General features: G+C 61.6%; 19 protein-coding genes. 9 read left to right on the top strand and 10 right to left on the bottom strand.

Annotated features, from left to right (window positions below; all coding sequences use genetic code 11):
* Position 1: 1 nt before the first annotated feature.
* The 3 genes from ACNQ62_RS09580 (at position 2) to ACNQ62_RS09570 (ending at position 3864) form a co-directional block, all read left to right on the top strand.
* Positions 2 to 1435 (top strand): NAD(P)(+) transhydrogenase (Re/Si-specific) subunit beta, encoded by a 1434-nt coding sequence (locus ACNQ62_RS09580; protein WP_418094773.1) that lies wholly within the window; start codon positions 2 to 4, stop codon positions 1433 to 1435.
* Between the two features lie 124 nt (positions 1436 to 1559).
* Positions 1560 to 2459, top strand: a complete 900-nt coding sequence (locus ACNQ62_RS09575; RefSeq protein WP_418094772.1) for an MBL fold metallo-hydrolase — start codon at positions 1560 to 1562, stop codon at positions 2457 to 2459.
* A 121-nt stretch (positions 2460 to 2580) separates the two neighbouring features.
* Positions 2581 to 3864, top strand: a complete 1284-nt coding sequence (locus ACNQ62_RS09570) for a DUF3422 family protein (protein WP_418094771.1) — start codon at positions 2581 to 2583, stop codon at positions 3862 to 3864.
* 2 nt (positions 3865 to 3866) lie between these two features.
* Here ACNQ62_RS09570 and ACNQ62_RS09565 read toward each other — a convergent pair whose 3' ends face one another.
* The 4 genes from ACNQ62_RS09565 to ACNQ62_RS09550 all read right to left on the bottom strand — a co-directional run bounded on the left by ACNQ62_RS09565 (position 3867) and on the right by ACNQ62_RS09550 (position 8982).
* The gene (locus tag ACNQ62_RS09565) at positions 3867 to 4901 is read right to left on the bottom strand and encodes a YeeE/YedE family protein (RefSeq protein WP_418094770.1); all 1035 of its coding nucleotides are present in this window, start codon (positions 4899 to 4901) and stop codon (positions 3867 to 3869) included.
* 164 nt (positions 4902 to 5065) lie between these two features.
* Entirely contained in the window at positions 5066 to 6064 is a 999-nt protein-coding gene (locus tag ACNQ62_RS09560; protein WP_005854057.1) for an ABC transporter permease, read from the bottom strand.
* A complete protein-coding gene (locus ACNQ62_RS09555; protein WP_418094769.1) occupies positions 6057 to 7124 on the bottom strand; it encodes an ABC transporter permease in 1068 nt (355 codons plus the stop codon). The genes ACNQ62_RS09560 and ACNQ62_RS09555 overlap by 8 nt, the downstream gene beginning before the upstream one ends.
* Before the next feature lie 136 nt (positions 7125 to 7260).
* Positions 7261 to 8982, bottom strand: coding sequence for a peptide ABC transporter substrate-binding protein (locus ACNQ62_RS09550; protein ID WP_009824888.1), 1722 nt, complete (start codon positions 8980 to 8982; stop codon positions 7261 to 7263).
* Positions 8983 to 9291: 309 nt separating this feature from the next.
* On the opposite strand from ACNQ62_RS09550, the gene ACNQ62_RS09545 reads away from it, so the two are divergent.
* The 5 genes from ACNQ62_RS09545 (at position 9292) to ACNQ62_RS09525 (ending at position 16191) form a co-directional block, all read left to right on the top strand.
* Complete coding sequence (locus tag ACNQ62_RS09545; RefSeq protein WP_418094768.1) at positions 9292 to 11124, top strand: ABC transporter ATP-binding protein; 1833 nt, start codon at positions 9292 to 9294, stop codon at positions 11122 to 11124.
* 12 nt (positions 11125 to 11136) lie between these two features.
* Positions 11137 to 12297, top strand: a complete 1161-nt coding sequence (gene argE / locus ACNQ62_RS09540) for an acetylornithine deacetylase (protein WP_005854052.1) — start codon at positions 11137 to 11139, stop codon at positions 12295 to 12297.
* A 131-nt stretch (positions 12298 to 12428) separates the two neighbouring features.
* On the top strand, positions 12429 to 13775 hold the full coding sequence (locus ACNQ62_RS09535; protein WP_418094767.1) for an NAD(P)/FAD-dependent oxidoreductase: 1347 nt from the start codon (positions 12429 to 12431) through the stop codon (positions 13773 to 13775).
* 21 nt (positions 13776 to 13796) lie between these two features.
* Positions 13797 to 14960 carry a M20 aminoacylase family protein gene (locus tag ACNQ62_RS09530; RefSeq protein WP_306284982.1) on the top strand — a complete coding sequence of 388 codons (1164 nt, stop codon included), beginning with the start codon at positions 13797 to 13799 and terminating at the stop codon, positions 14958 to 14960.
* A 67-nt stretch (positions 14961 to 15027) separates the two neighbouring features.
* Positions 15028 to 16191, top strand: a complete 1164-nt coding sequence (locus ACNQ62_RS09525) for a M20 aminoacylase family protein (protein ID WP_168592755.1) — start codon at positions 15028 to 15030, stop codon at positions 16189 to 16191.
* 34 nt (positions 16192 to 16225) lie between these two features.
* On the opposite strand, the gene ACNQ62_RS09520 is transcribed toward ACNQ62_RS09525, so the two are convergent.
* The 3 genes from ACNQ62_RS09520 to moaA are packed head-to-tail and all read right to left on the bottom strand — an operon-like array spanning position 16226 to position 19582.
* Positions 16226 to 17287 carry a glycosyltransferase family 4 protein gene (locus ACNQ62_RS09520; RefSeq protein ID WP_418094766.1) on the bottom strand — a complete coding sequence of 354 codons (1062 nt, stop codon included), beginning with the start codon at positions 17285 to 17287 and terminating at the stop codon, positions 16226 to 16228.
* On the bottom strand, positions 17284 to 18567 hold the full coding sequence (locus ACNQ62_RS09515) for a 3-deoxy-D-manno-octulosonic acid transferase (protein ID WP_418094765.1): 1284 nt from the start codon (positions 18565 to 18567) through the stop codon (positions 17284 to 17286). Before ACNQ62_RS09515 ends, ACNQ62_RS09520 begins: the two co-directional genes overlap by 4 nt.
* Before the next feature lie 7 nt (positions 18568 to 18574).
* Positions 18575 to 19582 carry a GTP 3',8-cyclase MoaA gene (moaA, locus tag ACNQ62_RS09510; RefSeq protein WP_005854034.1) on the bottom strand — a complete coding sequence of 336 codons (1008 nt, stop codon included), beginning with the start codon at positions 19580 to 19582 and terminating at the stop codon, positions 18575 to 18577.
* A gap of 85 nt (positions 19583 to 19667) precedes the next feature.
* Between moaA and ACNQ62_RS09505 the strand changes: the two genes are divergently transcribed.
* On the top strand, positions 19668 to 20177 hold the full coding sequence (locus tag ACNQ62_RS09505; protein WP_037944481.1) for a hypothetical protein: 510 nt from the start codon (positions 19668 to 19670) through the stop codon (positions 20175 to 20177).
* Positions 20178 to 20250: 73 nt separating this feature from the next.
* Here the strand turns inward: ACNQ62_RS09505 and ACNQ62_RS09500 are convergent, their stop codons facing one another.
* Genes ACNQ62_RS09500 through glmU form a run of 3 tightly spaced genes read right to left on the bottom strand, consistent with a single transcriptional unit; the run spans position 20251 to position 24172 of the window.
* Positions 20251 to 21000, bottom strand: a complete 750-nt coding sequence (locus ACNQ62_RS09500) for a DNA alkylation repair protein (RefSeq protein WP_340263086.1) — start codon at positions 20998 to 21000, stop codon at positions 20251 to 20253.
* Positions 20997 to 22817, bottom strand: coding sequence for a glutamine--fructose-6-phosphate transaminase (isomerizing) (gene glmS, locus ACNQ62_RS09495; RefSeq protein WP_418094764.1), 1821 nt, complete (start codon positions 22815 to 22817; stop codon positions 20997 to 20999). The genes ACNQ62_RS09500 and glmS overlap by 4 nt, the downstream gene beginning before the upstream one ends.
* Positions 22818 to 22819: 2 nt before the next feature.
* On the bottom strand, positions 22820 to 24172 hold the full coding sequence (glmU, locus tag ACNQ62_RS09490; protein ID WP_005854026.1) for a bifunctional UDP-N-acetylglucosamine diphosphorylase/glucosamine-1-phosphate N-acetyltransferase GlmU: 1353 nt from the start codon (positions 24170 to 24172) through the stop codon (positions 22820 to 22822).
* Between the last annotated feature and the right edge of the window lie 55 nt (positions 24173 to 24227).

The raw sequence follows: 24227 nt of genomic DNA, 5'->3' as shown, positions 1-24227 counted from the left end.
AATGGATTTTGGTTTTACAACAGCGGCTTACGTAGTCGCCGCCATCCTCTTCATCCTCAGCCTTGGCGGGCTGTCGGGTCAGGAAAGCGCCAAGCGCGCGGTATGGTACGGGATCGTGGGCATGGCTTTGGCCGTGGCTGCGACATTGATCGGGCCGGGGGCCGGCTTCTGGCTGCTGTCGCTGATCCTGATCGCGGGTGGCGGTGCCATCGGCTATCAACTGGCGACAAAAGTGCAGATGACGCAGATGCCCGAACTGGTTGCCGCGATGCACAGCCTTGTGGGTCTGGCGGCGGTGTTCGTCGGCTATAACGCGCATATCGAACTGGGCAACGTGCTGGCGATGGATGACACCGCCCGCAAGGCGACCGAAGGGTTGGCAGCGCTGCTGGCCAAGAAAGACAGCGTCGAGATCGCGATCCTGCGGGTCGAACTGTTCCTTGGTGTGTTCATCGGTGCTATCACCTTTACTGGGTCGGTCATCGCCTATGGTAAGCTGGCGGGGCGCGTGGATACGTCGGCGACAAAACTGCCCGGCGGTCACATCCTGAACGCAGCGGCTGCTGGCTTGTCGTTGCTGTGTCTGGTCTGGTACTTCAACACCGGTGGTTTCCTGCCGCTGTTCATCATGACCCTGGCGGCGCTGTTTATCGGCTACCACCTGATCATGGGTATCGGCGGCGCGGATATGCCCGTGGTTGTGTCGATGCTGAACAGCTACTCTGGCTGGGCTGCGGCGGCGATTGGTTTCAGCCTTGGCAACGATCTTCTGATCGTCGTGGGCGCGCTGGTCGGCTCGTCTGGTGCGATCCTGTCCTACATCATGTGTAAGGCGATGAACCGGTCGTTCGTCAGCGTGATCCTCGGCGGTTTCGGCGGGACATCCGGTCCGCAGATGGAGGTCGAGGGCGAGCAGGTCGCGATCGACACCGACGGTGTGGCCACCCTGCTGAACGAGGCCGACAGCGTCATCATCATCCCCGGTTACGGCATGGCGGTCGCTCAGGCACAGCAAGCAGTCAGCGAGCTGGTCAAAAAGCTGCGGGCAAAAGGCAAGAACGTGCGTTTCGCCATTCACCCCGTTGCGGGGCGTCTGCCGGGTCACATGAACGTGCTGCTGGCCGAGGCCAAAGTGCCCTATGACATCGTGATGGAAATGGACGAGATCAACGATGATTTCCCGTCGACCGACGTGGCGATCGTGATCGGGTCCAATGACATCGTGAACCCTGCCGCACAGGACGACCCCAACAGCCCCATCGCCGGTATGCCGGTTCTGGAATGCTGGAAGGCCAAGAACGTCATCGTGTCCAAACGCGGGCAGGGGACAGGCTATTCCGGCATCGAGAACCCGCTGTTCTTCAAGGAGAACACGCGGATGCTTTACGGCGACGCCAAGGCGAGCCTCGACAAGCTGCTGCCGCTGATCGACTGATCACGCGACAAGCGACAAACCAAGGGGCGGTGCAGCAATGCGCCGCCCCTTTTGCTTTTGGGGCGAAGGCAGTGGAACTCAAGCCGGTGGCACGTGTTGAATTATCATATAGGAGGATTTGAATATGAAGTTTTCACGCACCAGCCCCTCGACCGGCCCCGGTTCCCCTGAAGTGACCGGCTTTTACGATGACGATACCGGCAGCATCCAATATCTGGTGGCTGATCCGGCGACCTCAAAGGCGGCGGTGATCGACGTGGTTCTGGGCTTCAGCCCACAAAGTGCGGCGACTGACACGCAGCATGTCGATACCGTCCTGCGCCACGCGGAAGCCGCGGGCTACGAGATCCAATGGATCCTCGACACGCACCCCCATGCGGACCATCTCATGGCCTCGCACGTATTGAAACAGCGGTTGAACAAGCCCAATGCCATCGGAGCAAAGGTGAGAGAGATCGCAGAGCTCTGGCGTGACTATTACAACATGCCCGACGCCTTTGACCCCGCCGCCGATTTCGACCACCTGTTCGAGGATGGCGATACATTCACCATCGGCGAGCTGCCCGTGCGGGTGATGCTGTCGCCGGGGCACACGTTAGGGTCGATCACCTATGTCGTAGGCTCTGACGCGGCTTTTGTGCATGACAGCTTTATGCAGCCTGACGTGGGCACTGCGCGCGCCGATTTCCCGGGTGGTACCGCGGCTGAACTCTACCAGTCCTTGCAAGATATCCTTGCCCTGCCGGATGCCACGCGCCTGTTCATCGGCCATGACTATGGCACCGAGTATCGCAGCCAACCCATGTGGGAATCCACCGTGGCCGAACAACGCCGGCACAACGCCCATATCGGCGGTGGCGTGTCGCAGCAAAGCTTCGTCGACCAACGCGAGGCGCGGGACAAAACCCTCGCGCTGCCCGACCGGATGCTGCATGTCTTACAGATGAACCTTCGGGCAGGGCGCTTGGCGGAGGCCGAAGACGACGGCCACGCCTACCTCAAGATACCGGTCAACCGGTTCTGAAACGGGTCCGGTATTCCGCGGTATACGGTTAACCCTATGAAAGATATGTGAAATATATCTAGGCGAATGGCGGTGGTCACGATAGACTGCTTTGATTGACCCCTTGTAGAAAGCCCGCATCGTGCCCGCCCTCGACGATCACCCCCTGCGCTATACGCTCAATAGCGAGCTGCACGCCCGCCCGTTCCCCTCGCTCACCGCGCCCCATGTTGCGGCCTATCTGGCCGTGCGCCCATGGGGGGAGGCCGCGCGGCGGGACCGGTCTGTCGATCTGCAACAGCTCCGTGATCTCTTGGCCCATTATGGTGCGCCATTGCCCGCCGAGGACGCGACCCATTATTTCGGCCCGATGGGGAAATATACGCTGAAGTGGGAGCAGCATACCGAGTTCGTGACCTATACGGTGTTTCTGGATCAGCTCGGCCAGCGCTCCTTTGATCCGGCAGAGTTTGATGTCTTCCCGCAGGATTGGCGCGCGGGCCTGAACGCGCAGCGGATCACCTCTATTCTGCTGCGGCTGGTGCCCCGCCCGCAACAGGACGCGCAGATCGCCGAGGCGTTGCAAGACTGGTTCGTCCCCGAAAGCCTCGCCGTGGCATCGGTGCTTGAAGATGCCGCCGTCATCGCCAGCGACTTTCGCATCGATCCCGCGGGTCACATGCGCATGGCGGTCTTTGCGAGCGAAGGCACGGGCAGCCGCCGCTTGGGCCGCATCGTGCAACGTCTGTGCGAGATAGAGACCTATAAATCCATGTCGATGCTCGGCTTTGCCAAGGTGCGCGAATACGCGGGCCAGTTGGACCGTATCGATGCAGAGCTGAACGATCTGATGGCGGGTATGGCAGGCACCTCTGCCATGGCCGAAGACACGCTGCACCGGCTGCTGGATATCTCTGTCGGGCTAGAGGCGCTTTCGGCGGATGCGTCTTACCGTCTGGGCGCGACAGAGGCGTATCAAGCCATCGTCGCACAGCGGATCGGGGCCTTGCGCGAAACACGGTTCATGGCGCGGCAAGGGTTTGATGAATTCATGATGCGCCGCTACGAGCCTGCGATGCGTACGGTCACATCCTCGGAAACACGGCTCAATAAAATGTCCGCCCGCGCCAGCCGCGCGGCCGAATTGTTGCGGACACGGGTTGATGTGGAACGATCCGCGCAAAATCAGGCGATACTGGCAAGCATGGACAAACGCTCTGACCTGCAACTGCGTTTGCAACACACGGTCGAAGGGCTGTCCGTGGTTGCGATCAGCTATTACGCGGTGTCACTGGTGGGCTATATGCTCTACCCGCTGGCCGACCGTATCGGGGTCAGCAAGGGCACGCTCACGGCAGTGGCCGTCCCGGTGGTCGTGCTGCTGGTCTGGGGGCTGCTGCGCCGCCTGCGCCACAAGATCAAATAGGGTCAGTTGCCCGCCGGTGTTGCGCGCAGGAAGGCATGCATCGCCAGCACGCCGACACCGATCATCACAATCGCAAGGATAGCGGCAAGGGACAGCGTGGGCACGCCGGACAATCCGGCCCCCAGCGTGCAACCGCCCGCCAATACACCGCCCACACCCATCAGCGCTGCTCCGGCCAGATAGCGGCCCGTCTGGGCGGGTGTCTCGAAACTTTGCCAGCCAAAGCCGCCAAAGATCAGGCTCGACGCGCAGGCCCCCAAGGCCACGCCCCCCAAAAGCCCGACGCCAAAGCCCGCGGGGATCGAACTGCTGGCCACCACCCAGAACAGCGCATCGGCTGAAGGAGAGGTGAACGACAGGCTTTCCATCGCGATCGGGTCGAATTCGTCAAACAGGATAAACCCCGTCCCGACCCAGGCCAGCGGGACCAGCAGGCCAATCATCGCCGCCATCACCAGATGGGTCCAGCGGTTGCCCGATCGCAGCGCCACGGCAAGGGCCGCCACCACGATCAGACCGCCCCATAGCATCACCCCCCCGGGCAGGGCGGCAAGGCTGACGTAATCGCCAAGCCCAAGCGTCACACTGCCAAGCGCCACGCGCATCGGGGCCAGCACGCCTTTCAACGTGGCATGGGCCACAACCGCAAACACAACCACGACCAAGGCCGCGCGCAAGTTGCCGGAGCCCGCCAGAATGGTCAGCCGAGAGATACAGCCCCGCGTCAACACCATCCCCGCGCCAAAAAGCAGCCCGCCAATGCCAATCGCCAGATAGGGCACATCCGGCACCATAAAGCGGTGTTCGGCAAAGCTGATCCAGCCCATGGCGACAGCGACCTGCGTCCCCAGCACGGCAAAGGCCAGCGCTGTCAGCCAGACCCCTTTTGCGGCGCGCCGGTCCTCGCCAATCAGCGAGCGGCGAAAACAGAATTTGGTGATCTGCCCGAGTATGCCAAAGATCACCCCAACCGCCACCGCGAACCAGACAGCCGCCTGTTGCGGTGTGGTGGTCTCGAAACCGAATTGTTCAAACATCCCCGTGATCCCCTTGACGACAGCACGCCAGTTCCCTGACGCGTAAACCGCCCGAATTCAAGCCTTTTGCGCCCCCACAACAAAGGGAGGCCGCAGCCCCCCTTCACCCTTTCTCAAATACTCAAACCCGACAGAAGCCCCAAAAGGCGACGGTCCGATCGGGATCACCGTCCGCGCAGCCGCGGGTCCAGCGCGTCACGTAGCCCGTCGCCAAGGTAGTTCACGCTCAGCACGGTCAGCGAGATCGCGACGCCGGGCAGGATCACCCGCTCGGGGAATTCCTGCATCCGTGACACGGCATCGGACAAGAGCTTGCCCCATGTCGGATAGTCCGACGGGAAGCCGACGCCCAGAAAGCTCAGCGCGCTTTCGGTGATGATCGCGGTCGCCAGGCCCAACGTGGCCGAGACCATGATCGGAGAGATGACGTTGGGCAGCAGGTGCTTGCGGATGATCTTGCCCGACCGCGTCCCGATGGACCGCGCGGCGAGGATGAACTCGCGCTCTTTCAGCGCCAGAATGTCGCCGCGCACGATCCGCGCGGTCTGCATCCATGAGGTCAGCCCGATGATGCCGACGATCAGGATGAACATCCCGCCTTCGGGGCCAAACCGTGCGTTGAGCGGTTGGCGGAACAGGGTCACCGCCAGCAGCGTCAGCGGCAGGATCGGCAGCGACAGAACCAGATCGGTAAAGCGCATCAGCCAGAAATCGAGCCGTTTGAAATAGCCCGAGATGACGCCGATGGCCGAACCGATGACCAGCGCCAGCCCCATGGCCAGCCAGCCCACCGCCATAGACACGCGCCCGCCGGCGATCATCTGTGCCATGATATCACGGCCCAGTTGGTCGGTGCCAAAGGGATGTGCCCAACCGGCCTTGGCCTCGCTGTCGAACAGCAGTTGATACACGGGGCGCCAGTTCTTGTTGCGGATATCCAACGCCTTGGGGTCGACATCCCAAAGGTAGGGGCCGAACAACACCGCGAGGGTGATGAACAGCAGGAAGCCTCCGCCAAAGACAGCGCCCTTGTGCTTGCGGAACTGCTGCCAGACGTCGATCCACTGGCTGCGCGGCGGCTTTTGCGGCTCTTTATCGACCAGCGCGCCATAGAGTTCGATGTCGGCCTCGATCGGGCTTGCGGGGGTGGCTTGCTCAGTCATAGCGGATCCTTGGGTCAAGCAGGCCGTATAGAACATCGGCAATCAGGTTGAATAGAACGATGAGGATGGCGAAGATAAAGGTCAGCGTCATCACCATCGGCAGGTCGTTGGCAAAAAGCGCGGTCAGCAGCAGCTGCCCGATACCATTCACCTTGAACACATTTTCGGTAATGATCGCGCCGCCAAAGATCGCGGGCATGCCAAGGGCAATCACCGTGACCACTGGGATCATCGAGTTACGCAGCACATGGACCAGAACGACCGATTTCTCGCGCAGCCCCTTGGCGCGGGCGGTGCGCACATAGTCCTGGTTCAGGTTGTCCAGCATCGCGCCGCGCATATAGCGGCTGATCTGCGCGGTGGTTTGCAGCGCCAGCACCATCACGGGCATGATCATCTGCATGAACTGAATTTTGAAACTCTCCCAGTCGGTCACCACATGGGTCGTGTCATAGATCGACGGCAACCACCCCAGCGAGACCGAGAAAATCACGATCAGCAGCGGCCCGGTGAAGAAGGGCGGGATCGAAAAGCCGATCATGGTGACAAAGGTACCCGCTTGATCGAATAGCGAATAGTGGCGGTAGGCCGAATAGATGCCAATCGGGATCGCGATCAGGATGCCCACGATATAGCTCAGCCCAACCACCCAAAGCGTCTGCGGCATCCGCTGGATCACGATATCCATGATCGGGCTGCGTGTCTGCCAGCTGATTGCACGCTGAACGGGACGCACAGCACCGGTGTCGGGGTCAATGAAGGTCGACAGGCTGGTGTCGGGCAGCCAACCCAGCAGGAAGCTGTCGCGGGTGGCCCAGTCGATGAAGACCTGCGGTTCAACCCAGAAGAACTGGATCAGCCATTTATAGTATTGCACATAGATCGGCTGCCCGAGGCCAAGCGCCTCGCGCATTTTCTGTTTTACCTCTGGTGGGACTGTCATCGGCACCTGGGCCATCGGATCGCCGGGGGCCAGTTGCAACAGCAGGAAGATTACCAGGCTGATAAACAAAAGCGTTGGTATCGACAAAAGTAGTCGACGAATGGTGAAGGTCAGCATGCACAGCGCCTTTGCAAGTCGGTCTAGGGGAGGGGAAGCATGTCAAAATCGAAGGGAGGCGCGATTTCGCACACATTCACACAGGCATCAAGTCATGAGGAGCACGCGCTGCGTGCTCCTCTGAGCTTGGGCGTGATTATTCTTTCACGCGGTACCAGTCGGCGGCATTCCACAGTTCGGAATCCCATGTGTTCAGGATCACGCCGCCCAGAGTGTTGGACGCAGCGGAAACCCGACCACGGTCGACCAGCGGAACGATGGTCATCGTGTCACGTGTGATGATGTTGTTCAGCTGCTTGGCGATATCGCCGCGCTTGTCCAACTCGCCCGTGCGCGACAGTTCGTCCAGCAACGCGTCATATTCTTCGTTGCAGAAACGGTTGATGTTCTCACCCTGCCACTGGCTGGACGGCTTTGGCTCGTTGCCACAGCGATAGGCAGACAGGTAGGCCTGCGGATCGGTGCCGTCAAAGTTGTTCGCGTACATTTCAACGTCGGCATAGAACTTCTGGAAGGTATCGGGCGAACCGGGGTCGCCCCCAAAGAAGACCGACGCATCAAGGTTGCGCAGTTCGACTTCGACACCGATCTGGTTCCACCAGTCTTTGATCAGCGCTTGAAAATCCTGACGGACCGCGTTGGTCGAGGTCTGGTACAGCAGGGACAGTTTTTCACCGTCTTTGTCGCGGATGCCGTCGCCATTGGTGTCGGTCCAGCCGGCTTCTTCCAGCAGGGCTTTCGCGCCTTCCAGATCCTGCGTCAGACATTCGGTGTTGTCGGAGGCATACAGTTCGGGCGCGGGCACGAGGTTACAGGTCGCGCGACCTGCCTGGCCATAGCCGACTTCGACCAGCAAAGGACGGTCGATCGCCATGGACAGCGCCTTGCGGACCTTAAAGTCGGACAGGATCGGATGCGGATGCGCCACGGTGGAGCGTTCGCCCTCTGGCAGGTCCGGCGATGGGTCTGTCAGGTTCATCTCGATCCGTTCGACCAATGTCCCGAATGCAGAGATCGCCTGACCCTTGCCGCCTTCGGCCATTTTCGCCAGCACATCAGGGGCCAGCTGCATGTTCCAGGCATAGTCGTATTCGCCGGTTTCCATCACCGCACGACCCGCGGCATTCGCATCACCACCGCCCTTGAGGGTCAGTGTCGCAAACGCAGGTTTGCTGGGGTCACGGTAGTTGGGGTTGGCTTCCATCTGGATCACGTCATTGGGACGGAAATCTGTCACGCGGAACGGGCCGGTGCCGATGGGGTTAAAGTTGGCTTCGGTACATTCGGGGGCTTTCGCGCCCAGGCAGTCCTTGAACTGCGCGGCCTGAATGATCGGTGATTGCGCGCCCATGAACGGGCCATAAGGGTTTGGCTTGGCGTCGGTGAAATGAACGGTAACCGTCAGATCATCCACGATATCGATGCTTTCAACGCCATCGAACTTCGACGCCTGCGCGCAGCCGCCTTCGGGGTGCATACAGTATTCAGCGGTGAATTTCAGATCCGCCGAGGTCACCGGCGTGCCGTCGGACCAAACCAGGCCCTCTTTCAGCTTCCAGGTGATGGATTTCAGGTCTTCGGCCACGCCGCCGTTTTCAACGGTGGGAATCTCGGTCGCCAGATAGGGGACCAACGCGCCGGTTTCGTCATAGCGGCCCATCGGCTCTAGCACGAGGCTCGCCGCCTCGAGGTCTTTTGTGCCGCCCGACAGATAGGGGGTCATGATCGAGGGCGCTTGCCAGTAGATAACTTTCACCTCGCCGTCGCGTCCACGCTCGCCCTCGTGGGCGGCGCCGAATGCGGCGGGGGCAATCGCTACCGAAGCCGCGGCTCCCAGTAACAGGGTTTTCATGTTCATAGCTTACTCCTTGTTGGACACCGTTGGTTTTTTGAGGTGCCTTTTTTTATGGTCTGTCTTTTCTGGCAATGCCAAAAACGTCAATCTTGATCACGGCCGGGGGCAGGGTGCTGCGACAGACAGGGATGCCCGCCAAAACGCCCGTTTTTCCAGCCACGCCAATAACGTCGAAGCATCGAAACAGGTTTGAAAAAAAATGCAAGCCTCCAAAGCAGCGGATGTTAGCGGTCCCTTGGACCGATTTGACACCAGATGACGAAGTGCCTTAGCGTCGTCAAATTGATTAAACGAGAAGCGCTGGAAAATACCATGCTAGACGAGGCAACGCCGACACCAATCGCGCAAATTCAAGAGCTTAGGGTCGAATTTCAAACCCAGGACGGACCCGTTCTAGGTGTGGAGAACGTCAGCTTTGACATCAATGCGGGTGAAACTGTCTGCGTTGTGGGCGAATCCGGGTCGGGTAAATCGGTGTCCTCGCTGTCGCTGATGCGTCTGGTCGAGTTCGGCGGCGGAAAAATTGCGGGTGGGCGCCTATTATTTGAGCGCCAGAACGATCCCGCTGTCGATTTGGCGCGCACAGATCAGGATGTGATGCGCGATATTCGCGGCAATGAGATCGGGATGATCTTTCAGGAACCGATGACAGCGCTGAACCCGGTCTTTACCGTCGGTCGCCAGCTGACCGAAGGGCTACGCCTGCACAAGAACATGTCCAAGGCGCAGGCAGAGGCCCGCGCGCTGGAGCTTCTGACCCAGGTTCGTATCCCCGAACCGGCCCGCCGTCTTGCACAATACCCGCACGAGCTGTCGGGCGGGATGCGCCAGCGTGTGGTGATCGCCATGGCGCTGGCCTGTTCGCCGCGGCTATTGATCGCGGATGAACCCACCACCGCGCTGGATGTGACCATTCAGGCCGAAATCCTCGCGCTGATCGACCGGTTGAAACGCGAGACCGGCACCGCCGTCATGTTCATCACCCATGACATGGCCGTTGTCGCCCAGATGGCCGATCGCGTCGTTGTCATGTTCCGCGGTAACAAGGTCGAAGAAGGCACGGTCGAGGAAATCTTCGAAAACCCTCAACACCCCTATACCAAAGCGTTGTTGGCCGCCGTCCCCAAGCTGGGCGAGATGCGCGGCAAACCCTATCCCGAACCGATGAAACTGCTCGGGACTGCGGATAAAGAGATCAAACCCATCAAGGGCACAGAGGAAACGCTGCTGACGGTCAAGAACCTGACCACGCGCTTTCCGGTGCAGGGCGGCTTCCTGCGCCGCACCGTCGCCAATGTCCATGCGGTCGAGGACCTGTCGTTTACCATCAACAAGGGCCAGACGCTAAGCCTTGTGGGGGAATCCGGCTGCGGGAAATCTACGGCGGGGCGGTCCTTGCTGCGGCTGGTCGACCCCCAGTCGGGCGAGGTCAACCTCGATGGCAAAGACATCATGGCACTGGATTCACGTGGCCTGCACAAGGCGCGACTGGACATGCAGATGATCTTTCAGGACCCGTTTGCCTCGCTCAATCCGCAGATGCAGCTGTCGGATCAGGTGGCCGAACCGATCCACAATTATGGCACGCTCAAAGGGTCCGAGCTGACCAAACGCATCGAGATGCTGTTTGACCGTGTGGAACTGCCGCGCAGCTTCATGCGCCGCTTCCCGCACGAGCTGTCAGGTGGTCAGCGCCAGCGCGTCGCCATCGCGCGGGCCTTGGCGCTGAACCCCAAGCTGATCGTCGCGGATGAAGCCGTGTCGGCGCTGGATGTGTCGGTACAAGCGCAGGTGGTCAATCTGATGCTGGAGCTGCAAGCGGAAATGGGGCTGTCCTTCCTGTTCATCAGCCACGATATGGCTGTGGTCGAACGGGTCAGCCACCACGTCGGCGTGATGTATCTGGGCCGGATCGTAGAAATGGGCACGCGGTCGCAGGTGTTTGAAAACCCGCAGCACCCCTATACGCAAGCCCTGATGAAAGCCGTCCCCATCGCCGATCCTCGGCGTCGCAAAAAGGAAAGCGAGCTGAACTTCAAGCCGATCCCGTCCCCGATCCATCCGACAAGCTATGTCGCGGAACCCTCTGTTTACAAAACCGTATCCCCCGGCCATCAGGTCTTGATCACCGATAGCGGATACTAAAGGACCACATTAATGACTGCGCGCATGACCCCGTTCGAGCTGATGGAAAAACTCGTCAGCTTTCCCACTGTGTCGCGGGATACGAATATCCCGCTGATCGACTGGGTGGCCGATTACCTTGAAAGCCACGGCATCGCGTCCCATCGCTATATCCATCCCGATCAACCCAAACATGCGCTTTTCGCCCATGTGGGCCCGTGGGAAGAGGGCGCGGTGGTTCTGTCGGGGCATACCGATGTGGTGCCGGTGGACGGCCAACCCTGGGACAGCGACCCTTTCACCGTGGTTGAACGGGACGGACGCTATTACGGGCGCGGCTGCTGCGACATGAAGGGCTTTGATGCGCTGGCTATTTGGGCACTGGTAGAGGCACATTACGCCGACGTGCAACGCCCACTCCAGATCGCGCTCAGCTTTGACGAGGAAATCGGCTGCACCGGTGCCCCTCCGATGATCGAGGCGATGCAACCGGTGCTGCCCAAGGGGGCGCTGGTGATCGTGGGGGAACCCTCCACCATGCAGGCCGTTACAGGCCACAAGGGCGGCACGGGCTTCAACACCCATGTGGTCGGCTTCGAGGTGCATTCCTCGCTCCTGCACACAGGCGTCAACGCGATCATGGCGGGGGCCAAGCTGATCGAATGGGCCAATGAGGTGAACACCGAAAACATGGCCCGCAAACCCAGCGAGCTTGCCGCGATGTTCAACCCGCCCTTTACCACCGCCCATGTGGGCGTGATCTCGGGCGGGACAGCGCATAATATCACCGCCAAGGATTGCCACTTCGCCATGGATTTCCGCGTCGTGCCGGGCGAAGACAAAGACGCCTGGGGCACCGCCTATCTGGAAAAGGTGCGCGAGGTCGAAAAGCAGATGCAAGAGGTCGTCCCCGAAACCTATATCGAGGTCACCCCCCGTTTCGACGTCCCCGCACTACAACCCGAAAAAGACGGGCTGGCCGAAACCTTCGTGCGCCAGATCACCGGCGACAATGCCAGCCACAAGGTCTCCTACGGGACCGAGGCCGGACAGTTCCAGGAAGCCGGGTATAGCGCGGTGATCTGCGGCCCTGGCGATATCGCACAGGCGCACCAGCCCAACGAATATATCGAAGTCGCGCAATTCGAGGCCGGCCATAGATTCATGCGCGACCTGCTTGACCGTTTGAAATGACACAGCGCAGCGGCCCCCTTCTTCCAAATGGCATCACATCCCGGGGGAGGGGCCGCAGCGCGGCACCGGGGGCTGGCCCCCGATCCAGGCCTGCTTTGCCCGCGACGCCCACGCAATATAAAGCCTAACCCATGCAGCCTTTCCCGATCCATACGACCACCCCCGTCACCTATCTCGGCCCCCAGCCAGCCACGTCGGATATCGTTGTTATCGGCGGCGGGATCATCGGGGTCTGCACGGCGCTGTTCCTCGCCCGGGAGGGTCACTCGGTCACCTTGCTGGAAAAGGGCCGCATCGCCGCCGAACAATCCAGCCGCAACTGGGGGTGGATCCGGCAGCAGGGGCGCGACCCTGACGAGATGCCGATCATGGCCGAGGCGCAGGCGCTCTGGCGCGAACTTGCAGGTCAAACGAACGTGGATATCGGGCTGCGGCAGGGCGGCATCGCCTATCTGGCGCAAAGGCCCGCACAGCTTGCGGGTTATGAAAACTGGCTGCCCCATGCGCGGGCCAATGGCGCGGACAGCCGTATGATGACGGCGGCCGAGGTCTCCGCCATGTTCCTCGGCCTTGCCACACCTCAGATCGGCGCGCTGATCACCCCGTCGGACATGCGGGCGGAGCCTTGGGTCGCGGTGCCCGCTCTCGCCGGTATCGCCGCGCGAGAGGGCGTTCAGATCATCGAGAATTGCGCCGTGCGCTGCCTGGATATCGCGGCGGGGCGGGTTGCCGGGGTGATCACGGAACAGGGGCGTATCGCGTCTTCGCAGGTGGTGCTGGCAGGTGGCGCTTGGTCGGCGCTGTTCCTGCGCAATCACGGTATCTCTATGCCGCAGCTGTCGGTACGCGAAAATGTGGCGGCGACCGAAAGCTTGCCTGAAATTTACGCAGGGGCGGTGTCGGACGGGCGGGTCGCATTCCGGCGGCGCGAGGATGGCGGCTATACGCTCGCCCCTCCCGGCGCGCCCGAGCTTTTTGTGGGCCCTGACGCCTTTCGCGCCTTGCCCCACTACCTGACCCAGTTGCGCGCCGATCCCTTTGGTCAACGGCTTCACCCTTTTGCGCCCAAGGGCTTTCCCGATGCCTGGACGACCAAGCGGCGCTGGCAGGCCGATACCCCATCCCCATTCGAGGCGATGCGCATCCTTAACCCCACGCCCAATATGGCCAAGATCCGCCGCCTGCTGCGTGATTTTTCAGCAATGTTTCCCGATCTGGGGCCGATAAAGCTGAAATCTGCCTGGGCGGGGATGATCGACACCATGCCTGACATTGTACCTGTCGTGGATACTGTGGCAGCACTGCCGGGGCTGACCATCGGCACGGGCATGTCGGGGCACGGCTTTGGTATCGGGCCGGGCATGGGCCGGGTTCTGGCGCGTCTGGCCACGGGGCAAAGCGCCGGGCACGACCTGACCCGCTTTCGCCTCGCACGTTTCACCGATGGCAGCCCGATGATCCTGGGCCCGAACGTCTAGACACAAAAAGGAACGCACGCGATGCCGATCAAGAACCGCTTTGCCGAAACCCATGCCGACATCACCGCGTGGCGGCGTCACCTGCATACGATCCCCGAACTGCAATTCGATCTGCCGCAGACCGCGGCTTTCGTCGAAGAGAAGCTGCGCAGCTTTGGCATCACCGATATCACCACCGGCGTGGCGCAAAGCGGCATCGTCGCGGTGATCGAGGGCAAGACCAATGCCTCCGGGCGCAGCGTCGGCTTGCGCGCGGATATGGACGCTTTACCCATCACCGAGGCGACGGGGCTTGAGTATGCGTCCAAAACGCCGGGCAAGATGCATGCCTGCGGCCATGACGGGCACACCGCGATCCTGCTCGGGGCCGCGCAATATCTGGCAGAAACGCGCAATTTCGACGGGCGGGCAGTGCTTATCTTCCAACCCGCTGAAGAGGGTGGCGGCGGTGGCAACGTCATGGTCGAGGAAGGCCTGATGGAGCGTTGGTCCATCGACGAGGTCTACGGGCTGCACAATATGCCCGGCCATCCCGTCGGCGCATTCGCGATCCGCAGTGGCCCTTTGCTGGCGGCGGCGGATGAGTTCGACATCATCATCACCGGGCAGGGCGGCCATGCCGCAGCCCCGCACGAGGCGATCGATACCAACCTTGCCGCGGCGCATGTCGTTGTCGCGCTGCAATCCATCGCCGCACGCAACGTTGATCCGATCAAGAATGCTGTCGTGTCGGTCTGTACCCTGCGGTCCGATACCGACAGCCACAACGTCCTGCCGCAAACCGTGCGGCTGCGCGGGACGGTTCGGACGCTGGATGCGGGCATCCGCGATCTGGTGCAGGACCGGCTGGAGGCAGTCGTGACCCACACCTGCGCCGCCCACCAATGCACTGCCGACATCGTTTACGCGCGCGGCTATCCCATCACCGTGAACGCTGACGCGAACACCGCCTACGCCGCCGATGTGGCCGAGAATATCGCCCCCGGTGTGGACCGCGACACGCCTCCGATCATGGCCGGAGAGGATTTCTCGTATATGCTGAACCAGCGCCCCGGTGCCTATATCATGCTGGGCAATGGCGACGGGCCCACCGTCCACCACCCCATGTATAATTTCAACGATGACGCGATCCCCGCAGGTTGTAGCTGGTTCGCGGAAATGATTGAAACAAGATTGCCAGCCTAGCCGCCGGCTTTGCCCGAAAGGGGCGCTGCGCGTTCCCTTTTTTCACAGACTTCAAGGACTTCGAAAAATGCCCGTTAAGAACCGATTTGCCGAATTGCACACCGACATCACCGCATGGCGACGTGATTTGCATGAACACCCCGAGATCCTGTTCGAGACGCATCGCACCTCTGCCACCGTGGCCGAGAAACTGCGCGCTTTCGGCTGTGACGAAGTTGTCGAAGGCATCGGGCGTACCGGTGTTGTCGGCGTGATCAAGGGCAATGCTACCACCTCGGGCAAGGTCATCGGGCTGCGTGCCGATATGGACGCGCTGCCGATCCACGAACAGACGGGGCTGGACTATGCCTCCAAGACGCCCAATGCGATGCATGCCTGCGGCCACGACGGCCACACGGCGATGCTATTGGGCGCGGCGCAGTATCTGGCCGAGACACGGAATTTCGACGGGACTGTTGTGGTGATCTTTCAGCCTGCCGAAGAAGGCGGCGGCGGCGGGCGCGAGATGTGCAAGGACGGCATGATGGAACGCTGGGGCATTCAGGAAGTCTATGGCATGCACAACTGGCCCGGCATTCCCGCCGGACAATTCGGCATCCGCCCCGGCCCGTTCTTTGCAGCCACCGACCTGCTGGAAATCGAAGTCGAGGGTCTGGGCGGCCACGCGGCCAAACCACACGAGACCATCGATACCGGTGTGGTCACCGCACATATCATCACCGCGCTGCAAACCATCGTGAGCCGGAACGCGGACCCCGTGGGCAATATCGTTGTCTCGATCACCTCGATCGAATCCTCGTCCAAGGCGTTCAACGTGATCCCGCAGCGGGTGAATCTGCTGGGTACCGTGCGCACCCTGTCCAATGACCTGCGCGATCTGGCTGAAAAGCGCGTGACAGAGATTTGTGAAGGCATCGCGGCGACCTTTGGCGCGACTGCAAAGGTCAAATACGTGCGCAACTATCCGGTGATGGTGAACCACGACGAACAGACTGAATTCGCGGCGGATGTCGCGCGCGGCATCTCGGGGCAATGCGACGAAGCACCTTTGGTCATGGGGGGCGAGGATTTCGCCTTTATGCTCGAAGAGCGCCCCGGTGCTTATATTCTGGTCGGTAATGGCGACACTGCGATGGTGCACCACCCGATGTATAACTTTAACGACGATATCATTCCCGCGGGCTGCAGCTGGTGGGCGGGGATCGCCGAACAACGCATGCCCATCGGCTGATCACACAGGCATAGGGCGGGGGGAAACCCGCGCCCTATGCCGCCAGCAGCTTGCGATAGATTTTGACCAGCGCCGCCGCTTCGCGCGCGATAGAGAAATCCGACATCACATAGCTGCGCCCGGCCTCTGCCCATGCGGCCAGACGGGTCCGGTCGGACAGAGCATCGCGCGTCGCGACCTCAAGCGCTGGAATGTCATCGGGGTCCACCAGTAGGCCCGTCGTACCTTGCACCACCAGCTTTTCAAAGGCCCCCACACGGGTCGCGACCACGGGTACACCGCAGGCCATCGCCTCGATCGGAGTGAGGCCGAATCCCTCCCACCGTTGGGGGGCGACGTAAAGGTCCAGCACGCGGTAGAAATCCGCCATATCGCCCACAGGCACCTCTGGCAGGAACAGCATCCGGTCCGACAGCCCTTCGGCGCGGGCGCGGTCTTTCAGGCCCTTCTCGAAGCTCTCGTATTTCTCGGTCGCGCGTCCCATCACAAGGGCGACGACATCGGGGTTGTCCCGCAGGATCGGCAGCATCGCCTCGACAAAGGCATCGGTGCCCTTTTGGGCGCGGATACGGCCATAGCAACCCACCAGCGTCGCGTTCACTGGCAGCTTAAGCTCGGCGCGTAGGGCGGCGCGGTCGGGCGAGGGGGCAAAGCCCTCGGTGTCGATCCCGTGCATGATCACATGGCCGGGGTTTTCCAGATAGGCGTTGGTCCGGTCCGAGGTCGCCACAACGGCATCCATCCGCCGGATCAGCCAGCGCGTCAGGCCGGTCTGTTCACGCTGGCTGGCCGAGGTGAACATCAGCTTGAGCCGCTTGCCCAGCAGATAGCGCAGCGCCAGCCCGCCCAGCATCTCGACGTTGCGCCGCGCGTGCCAGACCCGCCAGCCCGACGGTGACGGCCCGCGGCGCGACATGGTCACAAGCGAGGCCAACGGCACCTGCGGCACATCATCAGGCACAACGGGGCCCGTTGCCGCGATAGAGATATCGCGCGATTGCACCGGCACCAGCCGCATCACAGTGGCCGTGACGCCGCTGAGCCTGCGTTTGAAATTCGGCGCGATCACATCGGTGCGGGCAAGGGGGTGCGTCATGGGGTATCCAACTTCAATGTGGTGATCAGACGGCTGGCAATGGCATCAAGCTGGTCATCCTGTGCCGCGATGAAGCGGGCAGCGGCAGCGGTCATCGTCGCCAGCTCGTCCGGTTTGGTCAAGAGCGCGGCAACGCGGGTGGCCAGATCATCGCCATCCGCCACGATCCGCGCAGCGCCTTCAGCCTCAAGCTGGGCATAGGTTTCCGCAAAGGCCGCAACATGGTTGCCCGACAGCACCGCAGCACCCGATTGCGCCACCTCGAACGGGTTATGCCCGCCAATGGGCAGCAGAGATCCGCCCAGAAACACGACATCGGACAGGCTGTACCAGAGGCCCAATTCTCCCAGCGTGTCGGCCAGATAGACCTGACCCCCGGGGGCGTCCCCACGGCTGCGACGCTGCACAGTCAGCCCCGCATCCTGAACCAGCGCCTCTACCGCGTCGCCGCGTTCGGGGTGGCGGGGGGCAAGGATGAGACACAGATCGGGAATCTCGCGCAGCAGCTTCTTATGTGCGTCCAGCACGCTGCGTTCCTCGCCTTCGTGGGTGGAGGAGGCGACCCAGACCGCCCGCCCGCCAAGCGCTGTGCGCGCAGACGCCAACGCCTGTGCATCGACGGGCAGCGGGCCGGCCATGGATTTCAGGTTCACGCCCGGCGACACACGATCGGCGGGGGCATGCATGCGGATCATATTGCGCGCCATCGCGTCATTCTGCGTCACGATCAGCGTGAAGACATCGAACAGGTAGCGGGCAGTGCGGGGCCATTTCTCCCAGAACTCGACCGTCTTGTCAGACATGCGCGCATTGACCAGCGCCATCGGCGCGCCGGTCGCGTGGGTCCGTCGCAACATCTGCGGCCAAATCTCGCTTTCGACAAATATCGCGGCGTCGGGCTGCCAATGGGTCAGGAACCGCTTTAACGGGCCGGGGGCGTCCAGCGGGGCAAACTGGTGCAGGCTGCGCGGCGGCAGACGTTGATCCACCAGCCTGGCCGAGGTCGCGGTGCCGGACGTAATCAGGAAATGCGCATCGGGCAGCATGTGCCCCATGCGGGTGATCAGCGCCAGCACCGACAGGCTTTCACCCACGGACGCCGCATGCACCCAGACGAGCGCGCCGCTTGGGCGCGGCTGTGTGGCGATGCCGCGTTTCTCTCCCGCGCGGGCGGCGGGCACGTCTTGCGCGTTCAGCTTGCGCGCCTCTGCGCTGGCGGCAAAGGGGATCAGGCAGCGGCTGGCAAGAACCCAGGCGCGGTACAGGAAAGGCGCGGACACGGTCGCGTCAGCCGCCTGTGTGGCTCATGTGGCGGGGCATCTGCCCATCCAGCTTTTGCCGTGAATAATCAAAGTCGTGGCCCTTGGGCTTAAGGTTGATCGCCGCGCGAATTGCGTCTTTCAAGGGTGCGTCATCATCGGGGTGGTTGCGCAAGGGCGCGCGCAGGTCGGCCACATCTTCCTGCCCCAGACACATGTAGATTTCACCGGTGCATGTGATCCGCACGCGGTTGCAACTTTCGCAGAAATTATGGGACAGCGGCGTGATAAAGCCGATCTTCTGGCCGGTCTCTTCCAGCCGGACATATCGGGCAGGGCCGCCCGTATTCTCGGCCAGATCGGTGACGGTGTAATGTTCCTCGTAGGTGCGGCGCACATCCTTGAGCGACCAATACTGGCCCAAGCGGTCCTCGTTGCCCAAGTCGCCCATGGGCATCACCTCGATCCAGGTCAGATCAATCCCGCGATCCGCACACCATGCGGTCATCGACGGCAGTTCTGCCTCGTTGAAGCCTTTCAGCGCGACGGCGTTGATCTTGACCCGCAGCCCGGCATTCTGCGCCGCGTCGATCCCGCGCAGCACCTGCGGCAGACGCCCCCAACGGGTGATGTCGGCGAATTTCTGATCGTCCAGCGTATCAAGCGAGACATTCACACGGCGCACGCCTGCAGCATAAAGATCGGCGGCATAGCGTTCCAACTGGCTGCCATTGGTGGTCAGCGTCAGCTCTTTCAGCGTGCCGGCGTCCAGATGGCGTGTCATGCTGTCGAAGAAGGTCATGATACCCTTGCGAACCAAAGGCTCACCGCCGGTGATGCGCAGCTTTTGCACACCCAGGTCGACAAAGTTGGTGCACAGCCGATCCAGCTCTTCCAAGGTCAGAAGTTCCTTCTTGGGGAGGAAATTCATATTCTCGGACATGCAATAAACACAGCGGAAGTCACAGCGGTCTGTGACAGAGACGCGCAAATAGGTGATAGCGCGGGCGAACGGGTCAATCAAAGGTGCATTCATATCCCATAGGTAAACATCGGCCCATCCCGGGGCAAGTAGCATTTAGGAGATTGAAGCGGCAGGGGGGGAGCGTTAGATTTAACCCATGAAACATTATATTATTCTAGGTGTCGCTGTCGTTGCTCTGGCCGGATGTGCGGGCGTAACGGATCGTTTGGGTTTGGGCAAACGCGGGGCGGACGCTGCCCCCCCCACGGCCGAGGCCGAGGCGCGTGCAGAGGCGTCCCTGTCGTCCGCCACCGCGGCTGCCCGTCCGCCTGCTGGGGCACGCACAGCCGATGCGCTTGACACCACCACGGCCGAACAACGCGCCGAGGCGTCAAAACCTGCTGCGGCAGGGGCCAAATCGCTGGGCACCACCGTCGCCTCGCTTGGTAGCGCGACAGAGCCGGGGCTGTGGATGAAAACACCGCTGGTGAAATCGGAAATGCAGGGCCGCGTGACGAACCCCGCGACGGGCAAATCCTCTACGGTTGAACTGATCCCGCTGGATGGGCCTGCCTCGGGCGGGAGCCGCATGTCGTTGTCGGCGCTGCGTCTGATTGGCGCGTCGCTGACGGATCTGACCAAGGTTGAAGTGTCCACCAACGGTTAAGCCACGCGGTGACGGTGTAAGATACAAAACGGGCGTCCGAGGGGGAACCTTGGACGCCCGTTTTCTGTAGGGATCAGTTGTCTGATGCGGGGGCTTCGTCTTCCGCCGTCACGTCCGCTGCCACCGGGGCTTCCAGCGGGAAATCCGGCATATGGCGCGCGGCTTCCTTGATCGCATAGGGTTTGAGGGTGGCGCGGTTGTCCTCGATAAAGGCGGCGGCGCGCACGGGGTCATGACGGCTGAGGTCGCGGACCCACCACGCGATGGCCTTTTGCAGGATGCCGTTCTTGACCGGCAGATACCCCGCTGCCCACCCAAGGATACGCTCGCGCGCGTCCAGCTCTTCGGGCTTGGGGTTGTTCTGCTTGGTCCAGGGCAGGGTCGCGACAAGCGCCGCCCGCTTCGACCAGAGTTCGCCCGATTGGGTCCAGGTCTCGACCACATCCAGACGTTGAGGGTCTGCCAGCAACCGTTTTTGCGCCGCCATGCAGGCATGATCCGCGATGGCCCAGCTGTCGAAGTCCGGTACCCAGCTTTGGATCAACTGCCACGCGGGTTCGTCATCCGGGCGCAGACGGGCCTGGGTCAGCAGCTTGGCCGCCGCCACCCGCGCCTCGAAGATATCCGTCTGCCACAGGGCATCGGCCAGCGCGATCCGGTCGGTCAGCGACAGCTCGGTCCGCCACGCTTTGGTCAGATCGTTGATCTGCGGATTGGCGATGCCCAGATAGGGGCGATCCACCTTGTGATAGGCCTGCATCTTCTCGACAGCGGCGGGATCAGCCAGTTCGTTCAGCTGCGCCATATAGGGGGCAAGGTTCATTCCACAGTCACCGATTTAGCCAGGTTGCGCGGTTGGTCGACATCGGTGCCTTTGGCAATCGCGGTGTGATAGGCCAGCAACTGCGCCGGGATCGCATAGAGGATGGGGGCGAGCGCATCGGCGACGGGTGGCATCTCGATCTGCCCCCACGTGCCTTCGGCGGCTTCATCCAGCCCCGCACGATCCGAGATCAGGATAACCTTGCCCTTGCGCGCCATGACCTCTTGCATGTTGCTGACGGTCTTGTCGAAAAGCGTGTCGTTGGGGGCCATGACCACCACAGGCACGTTTTCGTCGATCAGCGCGATCGGGCCGTGTTTAAGTTCTCCCGACGCATAAGCTTCGGCGTGTATGTAGCTGATTTCTTTCAGTTTTAATGCGCCTTCAAGAGCAAGCGGGAACATCGCGCCACGCCCCAGGAACAACACGTCACGGGCCGAGGAAAGCTTGTAGGCTTCGTCCCGCAGGGCGGCGTTTTGTTCGAGCGCGGTGTTGATCAGCGACGGCATGGACCGCAGGCCAGAGACATAATCGGCCAGCTTTTCCTTGGTGATCGCGCCACGGTCCACGGCGGCTTTCAGCACCATCAGGAACAAGACGGTCAACTGGCAGGTGAAGGCTTTGGTAGAGGCGACGCCCACTTCGACCCCCGCGTGGATCGGCAACGCCAGATTGCTTTCCCGTGCGATGGAGGATTCAGTCACATTGACCACCGAGGTGATGAGATCGGCCTTGCCCGCGCAATAGCGCAGCGCGGCCAGCGTGTCGGCGGTTTCGCCCGACTGGCTGACAAACAGCGCCATGGTCCGGTCCGAGATGGGCGGTTCGCGATAGCGGAATTCCGACGCGACATCGACCTCGACCGGCATGCGGGCGATCTGTTCGAACCAGTATTTCGCGGTCAGGCAGGCGTAGAAAGCCGTGCCGCAGGCGACCATGGTGATACGGTCGATCTTGGTGAAATCGAGCCCCGGATCGGGCAGCATGATCTCTCCGTCCGCGGTGAGGTAGCGCGACAGGGCCTCGCCAATGACGGCGGGCTGCTCTGCGATCTCTTTCGCCATAAAGTGCTTGTGGCCGGCCTTGTCGATGCGGGTGGTATCCAGGCTGATCTTCTTGATCACACGATCGACAGGGGCATCATCGGCGTCGTAGATCTTGACCGACGTGCGGGTCAGCACGGCGCGGTCGCCTTCCTCGAGATAGGTCACACGGTCCGTCATGGGTGACAGCGCAATCGCGTCGCTGCCCAGATACATCTCGTTGTCGCCATAGCCGACGGCTAGCGGGGCCCCCTTGCGCGCGCCGATCATCAGATCGTCTTCACCGTCAAACAGGAACGCCAGCGCGAAAGCCCCATGCAGCCGCGCAATGGTCTTGGTCGCGGCGTCTACAGGGCCCAGCCCTTCGGCCATGTATTTCTGGGTGAGCAACACGACCGTTTCCGTGTCCGTCTCGGTCACGAATTCAACGCCGTCCTTGGACAGTTCGGCGCGCAGCTCGCGGAAGTTTTCGATGATGCCATTGTGCACAACAGCCACGGGCCCCGCCTGATGCGGGTGCGCATTGGTGACCGATGGCGCGCCATGGGTCGCCCAACGGGTATGCCCGATGCCCGACTTCCCGGCGAGCGGTTCATGCACCAGCAGATCCGACAGGTTCACCAGTTTTCCGACCGCGCGGCGGCGGTCCAGCTTGCCCGCGTTGATTGTCGCAATCCCCGCGCTGTCATAGCCGCGATATTCCAGACGTTTCAGGGCTTCGACAAGGGTAGGCGCAACTTCGTGTTGGCCAAGGATACCGACAATACCACACATGATTAGCTGCCTCTCTGCTGTTTGGCCTTCTTGGCCTTTAACATTTCCAACAATTTCCGCGCCATGCCCGGTTTCTCGACCTGATGTGCACGTGCCAGCGCCAATGCGTCAGCCTCCACATCCGAGGTGATGACCGACCCCGATCCTGTCATGGCTCCGTCGCCGATATGCACGGGGGCCACCAGCATGGTGTTCGACCCGATAAAGGCGTTGGCCCCGATATGGGTGTGGTGCTTCATCACGCCATCATAGTTGCAGGTGATCGTGCCCGCGCCGATATTGGCTTTGGCGCCGATGGTCGCGTCGCCGATATAGCTCAGGTGGTTCACCTTGGCCCCTTCGGCGATCTGCGCGTTCTTGACCTCGACAAAGTTGCCAATGCGCACATCCTCGGACAGCTCTGCACCGGGGCGCAGGCGGGCGTAGGGGCCAATGACCCCGCCGCGTGCGACGTGGCAGCCTTCAAGGTGGCTGAACGCGCGGATGGTGGCACCGGATTCAATCGTCACGCCGGGGCCAAAGACCACATTGGGTTCGATCACCGTGTCGCGGCCGATATAGGTGTCACGGGCGAAATAGACCGTCTCGGGGGCCATCAGCGTGATACCGTCCTCGAGCATGGCTGCACGGGCGCGCGACTGGAACGCGGCGTCGGCAGCGGCCAGATCCGCGCGGGAGTTCACGCCCATCGTCTCGGCCTCGTCACAGGTGACAGCAGTGGCTTTCAGCCCGCGTTCCCGTGCAATGCCGATGATATCGGTGAGGTAATATTCTTCCGATGCGTTGTCGTTGCCGACCGCATCAATCAGGTCAAACAGCAGATCGGATTTGCACGCGACAACGCCGCTATTACAAAGGGTTATAGCGCGCTCTTCATCCGTGGCATCTTTGTATTCAACGATGCGGTCAAGGCTGTCGCCCTGCATCACCAAACGGCCATAGCGGGCAGGATCAGCGGCGTCAAAGCCCAGCACGACGACATCATTCGTCTCAAGCGCTGCGCACATGTTTTCAAGCGTTTCGGTCTGCACGAAAGGCGTATCGCCATAAAGCACGATGGCCGTGCCGTCGAAGCCTGCCAGCGCCTCGCGCGCCTGACCGACGGCGTGGGCGGTACCCAGTTGTTCCTCTTGCACGACGACCTGTGCTTCGTCATCAAAAGCCTGCGCAGCGGCGCGGACCTGATCTGCCCCGTGGCCTGCAACAACGACCGTGCGGGCAGGCGACAGCGCTGCACCTGATGCCATGGCGTGCTCTAACAATGGTGCGTGGGCGACCGCATGCAGAACCTTGGGCAGATCCGATTGCATACGGGTACCTTTGCCTGCGGCCAAAAGGATCAGTGCAACTTCCATGTATAATCTCTTTAATCAATTTTAATGTCTGCTCTCTTTACCTTGTTGGCGATTT

Origin of the sequence: Sulfitobacter sp. SBS6 (genome assembly GCF_048285585.1) — a bacterium.
GTDB classification, from domain to species: Bacteria; Pseudomonadota; Alphaproteobacteria; order Rhodobacterales; family Rhodobacteraceae; genus Sulfitobacter; species Sulfitobacter pontiacus.
This window is presented reverse-complemented; position numbering and strand designations above follow the sequence as displayed.